Source organism: Pseudomonas sp. SH10-3B (genome assembly GCF_019891415.1).
In the GTDB taxonomy this organism is placed as follows: domain Bacteria; phylum Pseudomonadota; class Gammaproteobacteria; order Pseudomonadales; family Pseudomonadaceae; genus Aquipseudomonas.
On sequence record NZ_JAFLXD010000036.1, the window covers coordinates 48730 to 66303 of the forward strand.

At 63.1% G+C, this 17574-nt stretch carries 9 protein-coding genes and 1 pseudogene; 7 read left to right on the forward strand and 3 right to left on the reverse strand.

Going from position 1 to position 17574, the window contains the following annotated elements; translation table 11 throughout:
• The first annotated feature begins 1 nt into the window (after position 1).
• Entirely contained in the window at positions 2–1417 is a 1416-nt protein-coding gene (locus J1G35_RS22955; protein WP_223016093.1) for a DNA polymerase Y family protein, read from the forward strand.
• A gap of 16 nt (positions 1418–1433) precedes the next feature.
• Here J1G35_RS22955 and J1G35_RS31035 read toward each other — a convergent pair.
• Positions 1434–1520 (reverse strand): annotated as a pseudogene (locus J1G35_RS31035) (outer membrane lipoprotein carrier protein LolA); the annotation flags it as partial.
• A 26-nt stretch (positions 1521–1546) separates the two neighbouring features.
• Between J1G35_RS31035 and J1G35_RS22960 the strand changes: the two are divergent.
• From J1G35_RS22960 to uvrA, 3 genes are all read left to right on the forward strand, one after another.
• Positions 1547–4618 carry an error-prone DNA polymerase gene (locus tag J1G35_RS22960; protein ID WP_223016094.1) on the forward strand — a complete coding sequence of 1024 codons (3072 nt, stop codon included), beginning with the start codon at positions 1547–1549 and terminating at the stop codon, positions 4616–4618.
• A gap of 109 nt (positions 4619–4727) precedes the next feature.
• Complete coding sequence (locus J1G35_RS22965) at positions 4728–6440, forward strand: ATP-binding protein (protein ID WP_223016095.1); 1713 nt, start codon at positions 4728–4730, stop codon at positions 6438–6440.
• Positions 6437–8956 carry an excinuclease ABC subunit UvrA gene (uvrA, locus tag J1G35_RS22970; RefSeq protein WP_223016096.1) on the forward strand — a complete coding sequence of 840 codons (2520 nt, stop codon included), beginning with the start codon at positions 6437–6439 and terminating at the stop codon, positions 8954–8956. The genes J1G35_RS22965 and uvrA overlap by 4 nt, the downstream gene beginning before the upstream one ends.
• Before the next feature lie 51 nt (positions 8957–9007).
• On the opposite strand, the gene tkt is transcribed toward uvrA, so the two are convergent.
• Positions 9008–11071 (reverse strand): transketolase, encoded by a 2064-nt coding sequence (gene tkt, locus J1G35_RS22975; RefSeq protein ID WP_223016097.1) that lies wholly within the window; start codon positions 11069–11071, stop codon positions 9008–9010.
• Positions 11072–11246: 175 nt separating this feature from the next.
• Between tkt and J1G35_RS22980 the strand changes: the two genes are divergently transcribed.
• Positions 11247–11471, forward strand: a complete 225-nt coding sequence (locus J1G35_RS22980; RefSeq protein ID WP_053128262.1) for a DUF465 domain-containing protein — start codon at positions 11247–11249, stop codon at positions 11469–11471.
• Positions 11472–11729: 258 nt separating this feature from the next.
• On the opposite strand, the gene J1G35_RS22985 is transcribed toward J1G35_RS22980, so the two are convergent.
• Complete coding sequence (locus J1G35_RS22985) at positions 11730–13106, reverse strand: VOC family protein (protein ID WP_223016098.1); 1377 nt, start codon at positions 13104–13106, stop codon at positions 11730–11732.
• Positions 13107–13394: 288 nt separating this feature from the next.
• On the opposite strand from J1G35_RS22985, the gene J1G35_RS22990 reads away from it, so the two are divergent.
• Both J1G35_RS22990 and J1G35_RS22995 read left to right on the forward strand, forming a co-directional pair.
• Entirely contained in the window at positions 13395–14804 is a 1410-nt protein-coding gene (locus tag J1G35_RS22990; protein WP_053128266.1) for an OprD family outer membrane porin, read from the forward strand.
• Positions 14805–14873: 69 nt separating this feature from the next.
• Positions 14874–17561 carry a glucosidase gene (locus tag J1G35_RS22995; RefSeq protein ID WP_223016099.1) on the forward strand — a complete coding sequence of 896 codons (2688 nt, stop codon included), beginning with the start codon at positions 14874–14876 and terminating at the stop codon, positions 17559–17561.
• The last annotated feature ends 13 nt before the right edge of the window (positions 17562–17574 follow it).

The window sequence follows — 17574 nt, forward strand, 5'->3', positions numbered from 1 at the left end:
CATGCGCTGGGTCTGTATTGTTTTCCCGCAATTGGCGCTGGACGGGGTGCAGCGTGTGCATCCCGAGCCGGATCAACCCCTGGCATTGCTGGCCGGCACCCCGCAGCGACGTGTGCTGCAAACCGTCAATGACGCCGCCCGTGCATTGGGCTTGCGCCCCGGTCAATCGCTGACGGCGGCCCATGCCCTGGCCAAGACATTTGCCAGCGCCGAGTACGACCCTGTGGAGATCGAACGCTGGCAGCAGTTTCTCGCTGCCTGGGCCTACCGCTTCAGTTCCCAGGTCAGTGTGTATTACCCACGTGCGTTGCTGTTCGAGATTGAATCAAGCCTGGGCCTGTTCGGACCTTGGCCGCAGTTCGAGGCACGCTTGCGCGAGGAACTCACCGAGCTGGGTTTTCGTCACCGTATCGTCGCTGCGCCCAACCCGGCGGCGGCGCGGGTGCTGGCCAATCTTTACGATGGCTTGGCCGTGGCCGATGATGACGCGTTGCGTCAGGCCCTGGCGCCGCTGCCCATCGACCGCACCGGTCTCGACCCGCAGACCGCCACCGCGTTATCGCGCATGGGCCTGCGCACCCTGGCCCAGGTGCAGGCGTTGCCCCGGCACACCCTGGCGCGGCGCTTTGACGCCGGCCTGCTCAAGCACCTGGATGCGTTGAGCGGGCAACGGCCGTTGGCCCTGGCCTTCTATCAGCCGCCGGACCAGTTCGATGTGCGCATCGAGCTGAATTTCGATGTGCAATCCCACCAGGCGTTGCTATTCCCCCTGCGCCGTTTGACCGCCGACCTCTCGGCCTTCCTCTGCGGCCGCGACAGTGGCGTGCAACGCTTCGACCTGCACCTGGAACATGCCCAGGCGCCGGACAGCGTAATCACGGTCGGCCTGCTCAGTGCCGAGCGCGAACCGGCGATGCTGTTCGAACTGGCCCGTGGGCGCCTGGAGCAAGTCCAGGTCAGTTCTCCGGTGCGCGGCTTTCGCCTGGTGGCCCAGGACCTGCCGGTGTTCGTGCCACAACGCCAGGACCTGTTCGACGATCGCCCGCAACAGACCCTGCCCTGGGAGCAACTGCGCGAACGCCTGCGTGCCCGCCTGGGGGATGAAGCGGTGCAAGGCCTGCGCTTTCATGCCGACCATCGCCCCGAATGTGCCTGGCAAATGGCGGCGGATAAAAGTCCGTGCGTCTCCTTGAACAAGGTCCAGCGTCCCGGTTGGTTGCTGAACGAACCGACCTTGCTGGCCGAGCAGGGCGTGCAGATCCTCATGGGCCCGGAGCGCATCGAGTCCGGCTGGTGGGACGGCGCCGATATTCGCCGCGACTACTACCTGATCCAGACCCGCGCCGGCCAGCAAGGCTGGGCCTACCGCAGCGTGGGGCAAAACGACGGGCTATGGCTGCAAGGCTGGTTCGCATGAGGCTGCAACCGGCCTCTGTAGGAGCGAGCTTGCTCGCGAAAAACGCAAGGGCACCGCGATGACCCAGGGCTCCCGCGTCATCGTTAACGCGCTTCGCGAGCAAGCTCGCGCCTACAGGCGGCGGTGGCCATGAGTTACGCCGAGCTGCACTGCCTGTCCAACTTCAGCTTCCAGCGCGGTGCGTCCAGCGCCCTGGAGTTGTTCGAGCGGGCCAAGCGCCAGGGCTACAGCGCCCTGGCGATCACCGATGAATGCACGTTGTCCGGCATTGTGCGGGCCTGGCAGGCCGCGAAGGCGGTGGATTTGCCGCTGATTATCGGCAGCGAAGTGCGCATCGAGAATGGCCCGAAACTGGTGCTGCTGGTGCAGGACCTCAGCGGCTACCAGCACCTGTGCCGTCTGATTACCCTGGCCCGCCGCCGCGCTGAAAAGGGCCGTTATCGCCTGCTGCAAGAAGACTTCGACCGACCCCTCAACGGCCTCCTGGCGCTATGGATTGCCGAAGACAGCGACACCCAGGCCTCGATCCAGTGGCTGCGCCGTACCTTCGCCGAACGCCTGTGGCTGGCGGTGCACCTGCACTGCGGCCAGGACGATGCGCGGCATCTGGAGCAACGCCTGCACCTGGCCGCCAGCCTGCAGATTCCGGCGGTGGCCTGCGGCGATGTGCATATGCATGCGCGCGGCCGCCGCGCCCTGCAAGACACCATGACCGCGATCCGTCATCACGTACCGGTAGCCGAAGCCGGCACGCGCCTGCACCCCAATGGCGAGCGGCATTTGCGCAGCCTCGACGCCCTGGCCACGCTGTACCCGCAAGCGCTGCTCGACGAAACCCTGGCCATCACCCAGCGTTGCAGCTTCGACCTTAGCCAGTTGCGCTACCACTACCCGCGCGAATTGGTGCCCGAGGGGCATGACGCCAAATCCTGGTTGCGCACCGTCACCGAAGAAGGCATCGCCCAGCGCTGGCCGCAAGGGGTCGATGCCAAGACCTTGCAGCAGATCAATTACGAGCTGGAACTGATCAGCGAGCTGGGCTACGAAAGCTACTTTCTCACCGTGCACGACATCGTGCGCTTCGCCCGCAGCCGTTCGATCCTGTGCCAGGGGCGTGGCTCGGCGGCCAACTCAGCGGTGTGTTTTGCCCTGGGGATCACCGAGATCAACCCGAGCCTGATGAACACGCTGTTCGAACGTTTCCTGTCCAAGGAGCGCAACGAGCCGCCGGACATCGACGTCGACTTCGAACACGAACGCCGCGAAGAAGTGCTGCAGTACGTGTTCCAACGCTATGGCCGCACCCGCGCGGCGCTGACGGCGGTGGTCAGCAGTTACCACGCGGCCGGTGCGGTGCGCGATGTGGCCAAGGCCCTGGGCTTACCGCCGGACCAGATCAACGCGCTGGCTGAATGTTGCGGGCGCTGGAGTGACGATGCGCCGCCCCTGGAACGCTTGCGCGAAGGCGGCTTCGACCCCGACAGCCCGATCCTGCGCCGCGTGCTCACACTCACCCAGCAACTGATCGGTTTTCCCCGGCACCTGTCCCAGCACCCCGGTGGCTTCGTGATTTCCGAGTACCCGCTGGACACCCTGGTGCCGGTGGAAAACGCCGCCATGGCCGAGCGCACCATCATCCAGTGGGACAAGGACGACCTCGATGCCGTGGGCCTGCTCAAGGTGGATATCCTCGCCCTGGGCATGCTCAGCGCGATCCGCCGCTGTTTCGATCTGCTGCGCCGCCATCGTGGCCGTGACCTGTCGCTAGCGACGATCCCCAAGGAAGATCCGGCCACCTACGCGATGATCAGTAAGGCCGACACCATTGGCGTGTTCCAGATCGAGTCGCGGGCGCAGATGTCGATGTTGCCCAGATTGCGGCCGCAAAAATTCTACGACCTGGTGATCGAGGTGGCCATCGTGCGCCCCGGGCCGATCCAGGGTGGCATGGTGCATCCCTATCTGCGCCGGCGTAACAAAGAGGAACCTGCTACCTATCCGTCGCCGGAGCTGAAGACGGTGCTCAAACGCACCCTGGGCATCCCGCTGTTCCAGGAACAGGTGATGCAGATCGCCATGGTCGCCGCCGACTACAGCCCCGGCGAGGCCGACCAGTTGCGCCGTTCCATGGCCGCCTGGAAACGCCACGGTGGCCTCGAACCGCATCAAGAACGCCTGCGCACCGGCATGCTGAAGAATGGCTACACCGAGGCCTTTGCCGCGCAGATCTTCGAGCAGATCAAGGGCTTTGGCAGCTACGGTTTCCCCGAGTCCCACGCCGCCAGTTTTGCCTTGCTGACCTACGCCAGTTGCTGGCTCAAATGCCATGAGCCGGCGGCCTTCGCCTGTGCGCTGATCAACAGCTGGCCCATGGGTTTCTACAGCCCGGACCAGATCCTGCAGGATGCGCGGCGCCATCGCCTGCAGATCCGCCCGGTGGATGTGCAGGCCAGCGACTGGGATTGCAGCCTGGAACCCATCGACGGCCAGCAACCGGCGATTCGCATGGGCTTGCGCATGATCGCCGGGTTTCGCGAAGAGGATGGGCGGCGTATTGAAGCGGCACGTCAGCACAGGGCCTTCAGCGATATTGCCGATCTGGACGAACGCGCCGGGCTGGAGGCGCGTGCCCAGGCATTGCTGGCAGATGCCGGTGCCCTGCGCGCCCTGGCCGGCAACCGCCACCAGGCGCGCTGGGATGTGGCGGGGGTGCACAGGCAACTTGGACTGTTCGCCGGCCTGCCCAGCCCTGACGAGGCGGTGGTGGCGCTGCCTGCGCCCACGGTGGGCGAGGACTTGCACGCGGACTACGCGATGCTCGGCACCACCCTTGGTCCGCATCCGCTGGCATTGCTGCGCGATGAGCTGCGCAAGCGGCGCTGCCGCAGTTCCCGCGAGCTGATGGCGGTGGAGCATGGGCGTAATGTCAGTGTCGCGGGGTTGGTCACCGGTCGGCAGCGTCCGGGCACCGCGAGTGGCGTGACCTTTGTCACCCTCGAAGATGAGTTCGGTAACCTCAACGTGGTGGTCTGGCGCGACCTCGCCGAACGTCAGCGCCAGGCCCTGGTGGGGTCGCGCCTGCTCAAGGTGGACGGGCGCTGGGAGGCGGTGGGCGAGGTGCGGCACCTGATCGCCGGGCGCCTGACCGACCTGACGCCGCTGCTGGAAGGCATCACGGTGCGCAGCCGGGATTTTCACTGAGGCCGGTAGCGTTTGGCGTGATTAACCCCTAATTTATACAAAATGAAACCATCTTCCCTTGATACGCTCAAAAAATTGCGACTGTCCTTTCTCTGCGCAGAGCCGAACGATGCAATTCTTATCCGACCCCCACGGCTGTGAAGGTTGGGCCGGCGAAATGGCCCAGCGAATTCGCGCATTTGACTGGTCAACCACCGACCTGGGACCGCTTGACCGCTGGTCCACCAGCCTCGCCTGTACCGTGCAGATGATGCTGGCGTCCCCTGTGCCCATGGTGATGCTTTGGGGGCCCGCGGGGTACATGATCTACAACGACAGCTATTCGGTGTTTGCCGGTGGCCGCCATCCGTATTTGCTGGGCACGCCGGTGGAGCTGGGTTGGCCGGAAGTGGCCGACTTCAACCGCCATGTGGTGGACACCTGCCTGGCCGGCGGCACCCTATCGTTCAACAATAAAGACCTGGTGCTGCTGCGCAACGGCCAGCCGGAAACGGTGTGGCTGGATCTCTACTACAGCCCCGTCGCCGGGGATGACCAGCAGCCGGCCGGTGTGCTGGCGATTGTGGTGGAAACCACCGCCCATGTGCACTCCGAGCGCTTGCGCCAGGAACTGACCCATAACCTGGAGCAACGCGTGGCCGCTGAAGTCCAGGCACGTTCCGCCGCTGAAGAGCAATTGCGCCAGTCGCAAAAGCTCGAAGCCATTGGTGGCCTGACCGGTGGGGTGGCCCACGACTTCAATAACCTGCTGCAAGTCATCGCCGGCAACCTGCATTTGCTGGCCCGCCATGAACCGGAGAATGCCCAGGTACAGCGGCGCGTCACGGCGGCCATCGCGGCGGTGGAGCGTGGCGCCAAACTGTCGTCGCAACTGTTGGCTTTTGCCCGTCGCCAACCGTTGTCACCGGCCGTATATAACCCGCAGCGCATCTATGCCGGGCTGGGCGAACTGCTGCAGCGCGCACTCGGTGAAACCATTCATATCGACGTGCAACTGCCGCAGGATTCCTGGTGCATCAACGTCGACCGCAACCAGCTGGAAAATGCGTTGCTCAACCTGGCGATCAACGCCCGCGATGCCATGAAAGGCGAGGGTGTGATTCGCATCACCGGCGAAAATATCATCCTCAATCCCAAGGATTGCATCGGCAAAAGCATCAAGCCGGGCGAGTACGTGCGCCTGGCCGTCACGGACATCGGTGTGGGCATGCCGCCGGCCATCCTGGCGCGGGTGTTCGAGCCGTTTTTCACCACCAAGCGCAACGGCCACGGCACCGGCCTTGGCTTGAGCATGGTGTTTGGTTTCGTCCGGCAAAGCGGCGGGCACGTGGAGGTGTGGAGCGAGGAGGGCAAGGGCACCGTGGTGCAGATGTATTTCCCTCGCGACCTGGGTGAAGAGAGCCAGGAGAGCCACGTTGAGCCGGTCCTGTACACCAGTGCGGATGAGACGATCCTGGTGGTTGAAGACAATGAAGACGTGCGCGTAACCGTGGTGGAGCTGCTCGAGCAGGCCGGCTACACGGTGTTTACCGCCGAGGACGGCGACCGCGCGATGCAAGCGTTGCAGGGCGGGGTGCGGCCCGACCTGATCTTCACCGATGTAGTGATGCCCGGCCGGATCAAAAGTACCGACCTGGCCGAGTGGGCCCGCGCTCAGTCGCCGCCGGTGGCGGTGCTGTTCACCTCCGGGCACACCCGCGACATTCTTTCCAGCAATCATCTGCTCAGCACCGATATTCATCTGCTGAGCAAACCCTACAGTCCCGAGGCCCTGACGCAACGGCTGCGCAGCGTGCTCACCGCCAGACAAGGTTGTTCATGACTTCACAGCGCACCATCCCCCCGATCACTGCCCAGCACCTTGGCTATGTACGGGTGCGCGGCGCCCGCGAACACAACCTGAAGAACGTCGACGTGGATATTCCCCGGGATGCTTTGGTGGTGTTTACCGGTGTCTCGGGTTCAGGCAAGTCGTCCCTGGCGTTTTCCACGGTGTATGCCGAAGCCCAGCGTCGCTATTTCGAATCGGTGGCGCCCTATGCGCGACGCCTGATCGACCAGGTGGGCGTGCCCGATGTGGACAGCATCGAGGGCCTGCCACCCGCCGTGGCGTTGCAACAGCAGCGCGGTACGCCGAGTGCGCGCTCGTCGGTGGGCAGTGTGACCACCTTGTCGAGCCTGATCCGCATGCTGTACTCGCGCGCCGGCAGCTACCCGGCGGGGCAGCCGATGCTGTATGCCGAGGACTTTTCGCCGAACCTGCCCCAGGGCGCGTGCCCGCAGTGCCATGGCCTGGGGCGCGTGTATGAAGTGACCGAGGCGCTGATGGTGCCCGATCCGTCATTGACCATTCGCCAGCGCGCGGTGGCGTCCTGGCCGCTGGCGTGGCAGGGCCAGAACCTGCGCGACATCCTCGTGACCCTGGGCTATGACGTGGATATCCCCTGGCGCGAACTGCCGAAAAAGCAGCGCGACTGGATCCTGTTCACTGAAGAAACCCCCACCGTGCCGGTGTATGCCGGTTTCACCCCCGAGCAGACCCGCGAAGCGCTGAAGCGCAAATTGGAGCCTAGCTATCAGGGCACCTTCAGCGGTGCGCGGCGCTACATCCTGCACACCTTCACCCACACCCAAAGCGCGCTGATGAAAAAGCGTGTGTCGCAGTTCATGCAGGGCAGCGCCTGCCCGTTGTGCGAGGGCAAGCGGTTGACCAAGGCCGCGCTGTCGGTGAAGTTTGCCGGAGTGGACATTGGTGAGTTGTCGCAACTGTCATTGACGCAACTGGCCGCATTGTTGCGGCCGGTGGCGGCGGGGCAGGACAAGATGAAGCTGTCGGTGGAAAAACGCCTGGCGGCGCAGCGCATCGCCGCGGATCTGCTGGAGCGGGTCAGTACCTTGATCGAATTGGGGTTGGGCTATCTGTCCCTGGAGCGCAGCACGCCGACCCTGTCGTCCGGGGAGTTGCAGCGCCTGCGGTTGGCTACGCAATTGGGCTCGCAGTTGTTCGGCGTGATCTATGTGCTGGATGAACCCTCGGCAGGCTTGCATCCGGCAGATGGCGAAGCGTTGTTCACTGCGCTCGAACGCTTGAAAGCGGCGGGCAATTCGTTGTTTGTGGTGGAACATGACCTGGAAACCATGCGCCGCGCCGACTGGCTGATCGATGTGGGCCCGGCTGCTGGCGAGCACGGTGGGCAAGTGCTGTACAGCGGGCCGCCTGCCGGTCTCGCGGACGTTACAGCGTCGCAGACCCGGGAATATCTGTTTGCCGAAAAGCGCCCTGCGAATCAGGCGCGCCGTGAACCCACCGGCTGGCTGAGCCTGGAAGGTGTTACGCGCAATAACCTCAAGGACCTGGGCGTGGATTTTCCGCTGGGCTGCTTTACGGCGGTTACCGGTATTTCCGGCTCGGGCAAGTCCAGCCTGGTCAGCCAGGCGCTGCTGGAGCTGGTCGGCAGCGGCCTCGGTCGGGTGCTGGAAAACGACGAAGAACCGAGCCTGGAAGACGACACCCCGCAAACCAGCGGCGGACGCATCAGTGCCGGGCTGGAACATATCCGTCGTCTGGTGCAGGTGGACCAGAAACCCATCGGCCGCACCCCGCGCTCCAACCTGGCGACCTACACCGGTTTGTTCGACAACGTACGCAAACTGTTCGCTGCCACACCGGCAGCGAAGAAGCGCGATTACGACGCCGGACAGTTCTCCTTCAACGTCGCCAAGGGTCGCTGTCCGAACTGTGAAGGCGAGGGCTTTGTCAGTGTCGAATTGCTGTTCATGCCCAGCGTGTATGCACCGTGCCCGACCTGTCATGGCGCGCGCTACAACCCCGAAACCCTGGCGATCAAATGGCAAGGCCTGAGCATTGCCCAGGTGCTGGGGCTGACGGTGGAACAAGCGGTGGCGGTGTTTGCCGAACAACCTGGCGTATTGCGTTCGCTGCAAGTGCTGCGGGATATCGGCCTGGGTTACCTGCGCCTGGGCCAGCCGGCGACAGAGCTGTCCGGCGGCGAAGCGCAGCGCATCAAGCTGGCCACCGAACTGCAACGCAATGCCCGTGGCGCGACGTTGTATGTGTTGGACGAGCCCACCACCGGGCTGCACCCACGGGATGTCGACCGTTTGCTCAGCCAGCTCAATCATCTGGTGGATGCGGGGCATACGGTGGTCGTGGTCGAACATGAGATGCGCGTGGTCGCGCAAAGTGACTGGGTGATCGATATCGGACCGGGGGCTGGGGATTTAGGTGGCAAGGTGGTTGTCAGTGGCACGCCGCAGAAAGTGGCCAAAAACAAAACCAGCCGCACCGCGCCATTCCTGGCCCGAGAGCTGTTCTAACAAGCGATGAGATCCAAATGTGGGAGGGGACTTGCCCCCTCCCACATTTGCTCAGCGTTGCGTCAGTTGGATCTGCGCTTTGGCTTGCTTCACCACGTTCTCAACCGTAAACCCGAACTTCTCCTGCAACTTCGCCAGCGGCGCCGATGCGCCGAAGCTGTTCATCACCACCTTGGCGCCGGTCTGGCCGACATAGCGGTCCCAGCCCAAGGGGCCGGCCTGTTCCACCACTACCCGTGCCTTCACTGCCGGCGGCAACACGCTGTCGCGGTAGGCTTGGTCCTGGTCTTCGAACAGTTCCCAGCTGGGCATTGAAACCACCTGCGCGGCAATCCCTTCGCTTTTCAACTGCTCATACGCCGCGACCGCCAGGCTGACTTCACTGCCCGTTGCCAACAGAATCACCTTAGGCTCATCAGCTCCCGCCAGTACATACGCACCTTTGGCCGCACCCGAGGCCGCCGCGTACTTTGTACGATCCAGCGTCGGCAGGGGCTGGCGGGACAGCACCACGCAACTTGGCCGGTGGGTTTGTGCCAGCGCAACTTTCCATAGCTCCAGGGTTTCATTCGCGTCGCCGGGGCGCAAGGTCAGCAGCCCCGGCGTGGCGCGCAGTTGGGTCAGGTGTTCGATGGGCTGGTGGGTCGGTCCATCCTCGCCCACGCCAATCGAGTCATGGGTGAACACGAACACCACCGGCAACTCCATGATCGCGGCCAGGCGGATCGGCGGTTTCATGTAGTCGCTGAACACCAGGAACGTCGAGGTGTACGGCCGCAGGTAGGACAGCGCCATGCCATTGGCAATTGCGCCCATGGCGTGTTCGCGGATGCCGAAGTGCAGGTTGCGCCCGCTGTAGTCATCTGCGCTGAAGCGCCCGGCGCCGTCGAAGGTCAGGTTGGTCTTGGTCGAGGGCGACAGGTCCGCCGAGCCGCCGAGCAGCCAGGGGATGTGCTGGGCCAACGCATTCAGCACTTCGCCTCCGGCAGCACGGCTGGCCACACCCTTGGCGTCGGTGTCGAAGCTGGGCAAATCGTCCTGCCAATGCTGCGGCATTTCGCCGGCGCGCATGCGGCGCAGTTCGTCGGCGCGTTCGGGCGCGTATTGCTCCAGTTGCGACAGGTTCTGGTTCCAGGCGTCATACAGCGGCTGGCTGCGCTCCAGCAGTGCATCGCGCAGTACCGTGCGGGCCTCATCGGGTACCAGGAAGCTTGAGTCTTCGGGCCAGCCATACGCGGCCTTGGTCAGGCGGATCTCTTCATCGCCCAGCGGCTCGCCATGGGCGGCGGCGGTGTTGTGCTTGTGCGGCGAACCGTAGCCGATCACGCTGTCGACCACGATCAGGGTCGGCGCGCCGGTGTTGCGCTTGAAGGTGTTCAGCGCCTCGCTCAAGGCCTGCAAGTCATTCGCGTCGGTCACGTGCAAGGTGTGCCAGCCATAGGCCTGGAAGCGCTTGATCACGTCCTCGCTGAAGGCCAGCTCAGTGTGGCCTTCGATGCTGATGGTGTTGTTGTCGTAGATCCAGCACAGGTTATCCAGCTTCAAGTGCCCGGCCATCGACGCTGCTTCGCTGCTGATGCCCTCCATCATGTCGCCGTCACCGCAGAGGGTGTAGACGTCGTAGTCGAACAGCACCTGGCCGTCGCGGTTGAAGCGCTTGGCCAGCCAACGTTCGGCCATGGCCATGCCGACGCTGTTGGCACAGCCCTGGCCCAGGGGACCGGTGGTGGTTTCCACGCCGGTGGTCATGCGGTACTCGGGATGGCCCGGGGTCTTGGAACTCATCTGCCGGAACTGCTTGATATCGTCCAGGCTGATTGCCGGCTGCCCCGAGCGTTCGCCCTGGGCATTGATCTCGACCACACCGGCCAGGTGCAGCAGCGAATACAACAGCATCGACGCATGCCCCACCGACAACACAAACCGGTCACGGTTGGGCCAGTCGGGATGTTCGGGGTGGTAACGCAGGAAGCGGCTCCACAGCGTATACCCCACCGGCGCCAGGCCCATGGGCGTGCCGGGGTGGCCGGAGTTGGCCTTCTGCACGGCGTCCATGGCCAGGGTGCGGAGCGTGTTGATGCACAGGGTGTCGACAGCAGTGGCAGCGTGAGTCATGAAACCGTTCTCCCTCGGGTGGCGATCTACAGTGGAGGGCAGGGTGTGGCAAAGGTTTGATCCCATCCTCGGCGGTGCGACGAACGGGGAGCAATTGCCCTCGGACATGACAAGACCCCTTGGAATGGGCTAGCTTCAAGGGCGTAAGCCATTGATCAACTTGCGGAGGTACGCCATGCCAGTGAAACACGACCTGTATCAGGACTTGGGGTTGAGCAAGGAAGCCGTTCACGAACGCAGGGCGAGCGACAAACGCCTGGACTCGCTGCTCACTCAATACGACGCTGCCGACGGGGAGGTGCTGAAGGCAGAATCGGCCAAAGCCAGCGATGAGGATGTGGAGAAGCTGAAGAAGAAGCGGCTGTTGGTCAAAGACGAGATTGTGGGGCGATTGGGTTAAATGAAAATCTTGACCCACCAGTAGGAGCGAGCTTGCTCGCGAAGAACGTCAACGATTACGCCGCTCTTCTGATTTAACGCGGCGTTCTCAAGTTTTTCGCGAGCAAGCTCGCTCCTACAAGAAGCACAGCGTATTTATTCAGGATTGTCTTAGGGGCATCATTCACGCCACTGTCTATGATGCCGCTCGCCCACCCGGCTCTGGGGACTGTTGCGGCGCAAGGATTACGCCGATGAGCCGGGTGGGCACTCTGTGTTTTTACGCGAGCAGTGTCCGCGTGCATTCATCCATCGAGCGTTGCTGCGTTTCGCCATACAACGTCAATTCATCAATCGTCTGGCGCCCCAGTGCCTTCTCGAACTCAGCCTGGTTCGAATTGGCCGCGTAGTGACTCTGCGCCGAGTCCCCCAGGTTCGACTGGAAAATCCCCGCCGCACTCACCGGCAGAAAATCCTCATACACCAGCGGTTCGACATCCACATGGCCGGCGGCGACCAGTGCCTCCAGTGTGCGCGGTTGATCGGCCTGGCCGCGTGCGGCCAGGCCTTTCTGAGTGGCGAAGTAGCGGAAGTAGGCGAGGCCCTGTTCACGCATCTGCGCGTGGTTATCCGGGAAGGCCTGGAAGTGCTGCTCCATCAACTGCATGTAGCGCGCGGCGTTGCCCTCGTTGGGGAAGGCGCCCAGTTCATCGCGCGCGGCGTTCAGCAGTTGGTCGTACAGCGCACGGCCTTTGGGCGTCAGCGCCACGCCACGCTGTTCGATTTCGCCAAAGCGCGCGCTGTGGCTGCCCTGGGCATCGGTGAAGGCGATGGGTTCGTCGAGGGCCTTGAAGCTGGTCTGGCGCAACAGGATCGGGCAGTGGCGGCGGGGCGGTCCTTCGATCACGGCCTTGGGGGTGATGCCCTTGCCGGGCATGGCGGCCTGGACCTGGTCGATGTCCAGGGTGCGCGGGGTCAGGTGGTTGATGTGCGGGCCCTTGAAGGCCACCACGTCGGCGATCAGGCGGTGCTGGTCGCTGAGTTGCTGGTACTGCGCGGCGGTGACGGTCGCGGTGTGGTGCCAGCGGAAGGTTTCCAGGGCCTGGCGCACAAACTCATCGGCATCCTCAGCGTTGAGGCCACCGTCTTGCTCTGCTTGTTCGATCAGCGCCAGGGCGCCGGGGGTAAAGATCGAGCGCTTGGCCAGGGCGGTTTCGGCAAACGCGCGCAGTTCGGGGTTTTCGATCAGTTCCAGGCGCAGCAGCGAGGTGAACACCCGAAACGGGCTGGTTTGCAGCGCGCTTTCATGCACGGCGCGGAAGGCGGTGGAGTGCACCGGTACGCCGGCGGGGGTCAGGTCGTAATAGCCCACCGGCTGCATGCCCATCACCGCGAACAGGCGGCTGATGGTCGCCAGTTCCGCCGCAGTGCCCAGGCGGATGGCGCCGTGGCGTTCCATGTCCAGACGCTGGATTTCGCCGGTGCGCTGCAGCTGTTGCGCCAGGCGCGGGTCGCTGTCGAGTACGCGGGTGTTGGTGGCGGCGACCAGTTCCATCAGCGCGCCATACAGGGGAACTTCATCTCGGTACATGTCGGACATGGCCTTGGAAAAGCCCTTGCGGATCTCGTCGGGGCTGACATGTGCGGTGGTGTGCATAGAAAAATTCCTGATGACGTTGCCGATGGAGGTGGCCTATGCCTGGATTTTGTTGGCCGGTGGGCAGGCGTGCAAACGAAGAATCCTCTGGACTTCATTCTGCAAATGAATGAGATGACGTGAATATGACAAAAATAGGCGGCCAGATAATTTCATTTTTCGCCCACTTTTCTAAAGAAAGCTTCACGAGGCCCACCCTGGCCGGCGTGAAAGAATCGCCACGTTTGCAGAGCTGACAGTTGTTTTGCACGCCAAACACGATAAAAGAACATTCAGGGGCCGCAGTTAATGAAAATTTCTACACTGGCGTTGTCGATCACCGCCGCCGTTCTTGCACAACAGGTTTACGCTGATGACTTCGGGCTCGGCGCGCTGGGCACGGGCAATGGCCACAGCGGCTTTCTTGAAGACAGCCATGCGTCCGTCAGTTCGCGGACCATGTACTACAGCGCGGATAACCGCTCGGGGACCAACAACGACTTGCGCGAAGCTGCTACCGCGCTGCGTTTCGACTACAAGTCCGGCTTCACCCAAGGCACCGTTGGCCTGGGTTTCGACGTCATGGCCTTCGGCGCCCTGCGCCTGGACGGCGGTGATGGTCACACCGCGGGCCCAGGCCTGGCGGGTAACGGCAACAGCTTCTTCCCGACCAAGAACAACGGTACCGAGCCGGCGGATGCCTTCGGTCGTGCGGCCGGCAACGTGAAGTTCCGTATTTCCCAGACCGAGTTGCATGTCGGTGGTGGTTTGGCGCCGGTGCTGCCGATCCTGGTCTCCAACGACAGCCGCGTGGCGCCGCAAACCTTTGACGGCGGCATCCTTACCTCCAGCGACATCCCCAACGTCACCTTCACCGGCGGTGAGCTGAACCGTGCCGAAGGCCGTGCCTCCAGCAACTCTACGGGCTTGAGCGTGGCCGGTGGTACGCGCGACAGCGACAGCTTCAAGTTTGGTGGGGTGGACTATAAGCCGTTTGGTTCGTCCGACAACGTCGTCGCGAAGAACCTGACGTTGCAGTACTACTACGCCCAGTTGCAGGACTTCTACAAACAGAACTACTTCGGCCTGGTCCACGTGCTGCCGCTGGGCAACGACCAGTCGTTCAAGACCGACCTGCGTTACTTCGACAGCAGCAGCGACGGCAAGAATGGCGAGAGTGGCTACCAGTTCAACAACAACGGCGGCTACGCCAAGCACGCGAACGAAGTGGACAACAAAACCTACAGTGCCGCGTTCACCTACCAACTGGGCGGCAGCAGCTTGATGCTCGGCCACATTGGCGTGGGTGACGATGGCGGCTTTGTGTGGGTCAACCAGGGCAGCCTCGCCGATCCGCACGCCCAAGGTGCCGGCGGCAGCGACTTCTACCTGTTCACCGATGCGGTGGTGGGCCAGTTCTCCCGGGCGGGCGAGCAGGTCAACTTCGGGCAGTACTCGTATGACTTCAAGGCCTACGTGCCGGGTCTGAAAGCGTCCGTGGCGTACCTGGACGGTTCGGATATCAAGTCGAAGGTCGCCGGTGGCCCTGACCAGAAAGAAAACGAAACCGACTTCCGCCTCGACTACGTGGTGCAGGCCGGTCCTCTGAAAGGCTTCGGTACCACCTTGCGTACCGGTACCTATCACGGCAAAAACACCGGCACCGCCGATCAGGATCAGACGCGCCTGATCTTCAACTACACGTACGCCATCTTCTAAGTCTTCATGTGCACCCGGGCGTCATTGGGTTCTACACTGCTCCTCACCTGGTAGGCGATGGAGGACCCGATGACGGCCACACCCAACACCCGAATACTGGACACGATTGAAGGCCAGCGCCTGGCGACACAGGACGCCGAGCGTTGGCGCGAGTGGGGGCCCTATCTGAGCGAACGCCAATGGGGCACGGTGCGCGAAGACTACAGCGCCGACGGCGACGCCTGGGCTTACTTCCCCCATGAACATGCGCGCAGCCGCACCTACCGCTGGGGTGAGGATGGCCTGGCCGGTTTCAGCGACAAGGCGCAACGCTGGTGCCTGGGCCTGGCGCTGTGGAACGAGCGTGACGCGATCCTCAAGGAGCGCCTGTTCGGCCTGAATAACGCCGAGGGCAATCACGGTGAAGACGTCAAGGAGCTGTACTTTTTCGTCGACGGTGTGCCCAGTCATGCCTATATGCGCATGCTCTACAAATACCCCCATGCCGCCTTTCCCTACGCCGACCTGATCGCCGAAAACGCCCGCCGTGGGCTGGGCGATGCCGAGTACGAGATCCTCGATACCGGTGTGTTCGAAGACAACCGCTACTGCGACGTCAGCGTCGAATACGCCAAGTATCAGCCCGACGATATCTTCATGCGCGTCACCGTGCACAACCGTTCGCAGCAGCCGACGCGCCTGCAGGTGTTGCCGCAGGTGTGGGCGCGCAATGACTGGAGCTGGACCTTTGATGCACCCAAGCCGCAGTTGAGGCTGGACGGCGAATACGTGCTGGCCCGTCATCATGAACTGCCCGATCGGCATCTCAGCGCCTGGGGCCAGGAGGGCCTGGAATGGCTGTTCTGTGAGAACGAAAGCAACTTCCCGCTGCTCGACGGGCAACCGGCGCCGGGGCCTTTCAAGGACGGGATCAACGACTACGTGGTCGAAGGGCTGGACGCTGCGATTCGCCGCGACACCGGTACCAAGGTGGCCGCGCGCTTTATCCTTGAACTGGCGGGCCTGCAAAGCCAAAGCCTTTACCTGCGCTTTGCGCCCGTGGACGCCCCCGAGGTCAACGCGCGCAAACTGTTTGAACAGCGGCGCCAGGAGGCCGATGACTTCTACGCCGCCTTGCAGCAAGGCATCGCCGATGACGATGCGCGCAATGTGCAGCGCCAGGCCCTGGCCGGCTTGCTGTGGTCCAAGCAGCTCTACTATTTTGATGTGAACCAGTGGCTCGACGGCGACCCGGCCCAGCCCGCGCCACCGCCCGAGCGCCTGCATATCCGCAATACCCATTGGCGGCACCTGTCCAACTTCGACATCCTCTCCATGCCCGATACCTGGGAATACCCGTGGTACGCGTCGTGGGACCAGGGTTTCCAGGCGGTAGCATTTGCGCTGATTGATCCCGCGTATGCCAAGCAACAGTTGTTGTTGCTGGTGAAGGACCGCTTTATGCACCCCAACGGCCAACTGCCGGCCTATGAATGGCGTTTCGACGACGCCAACCCACCGGTGCATGCCTGGGCCAGCTGGCGCGTGTATCAGCAGGACAAGGCGCTGACCGGTGTCGGCGATCTGGATTTCCTTGAGCGGATCTTCCACAAGCTGCTGCTGAATTTTTCCTGGTGGGTCAACCGTAAGGACGCCGAGGGCCGCAATCTGTTCCAGGGCGGCTTCCTGGGGCTGGACAATATCGCCTTGTTCGACCGCTCGGCTGCGTTGCCGCCGGGTTATCAGCTGGATCAGGCCGACGGCACCGCCTGGGTGGCGGCGTATGCGCTGGACTTGATGCGTATCGGCCTGGAGTTGGCTAAGCGCAATGCGGTGTACGTCGATATTGCGGTGAAGTTTTTCGAGCACTTCCTGTACATCGCCGGCGCCATCAACCGGGTCGACGACAGCGCCGAGGGGCTGTGGGATGAACAGGACCTGTTTTTCTACGACGTATTGCACCGTCCCGACGGCCAGAACGAGCCGGTGCGCCTGCGCTCCATCGTCGGCCTGATGCCATTGTTTGCCGTGCTGGTGCTGGAACAGCGCGAGCACGAAGGGCTGGAGGGGTTGCGTGAACGGCTGTTGGGTTTCATGCATCACCGGCCGGACCTGGCCAAACTGGTGTCGCGCTGGAACGAACCGGGCCAGGGCAATCGCCTGTTACTCGCGCTGTTGCGTGGCGAGCGCACCAAGGATCTGCTGCGACGCATGCTCGATGATGAGGAGTTTCTCTCGGCCTTTGGCGTGCGCTCCTTGTCCAAGGCCTTTTCCGAGCAGCCGCTGGCGCTGAAGATGAATGGCGACACCTTGTGCGCCCGGTATCAGCCGGGTGAATCCGACTCACGTTTGTACGGCGGCAACTCCAACTGGCGCGGGCCATTGTGGATGCCGGTGAACTACATGCTGATCGAATCGCTGCGCGAATTTCACCGCTACTACGCGGACAACTTCTCGGTGGAGTACCCGACGGGCAGTGGGTATCTGGCATCGCTGGAGGAGGTGGCCGACAGCCTAAGCCAGCGGTTGACCCGCTTGTTTCTGCGGGATGAAAACGGTGCACGGCCATCGATGGCCGGGTATGCGCCATTGGAGGCGGACCCGCTTAGCTGTGACCTGGTGTTGTTCCATGAGTATTTCCATGGCGAGACCGGGCGGGGGTTGGGGGCATCACACCAGACCGGGTGGAGTGCGTTGGTGGCGTTGCTGCTACAGCCCAAATGTGGGAGGGGGCTTGCTCCCGATGGCGGTTGGTCAGTCGCTTCATCAGTTGACTGACCCACCGCTATCG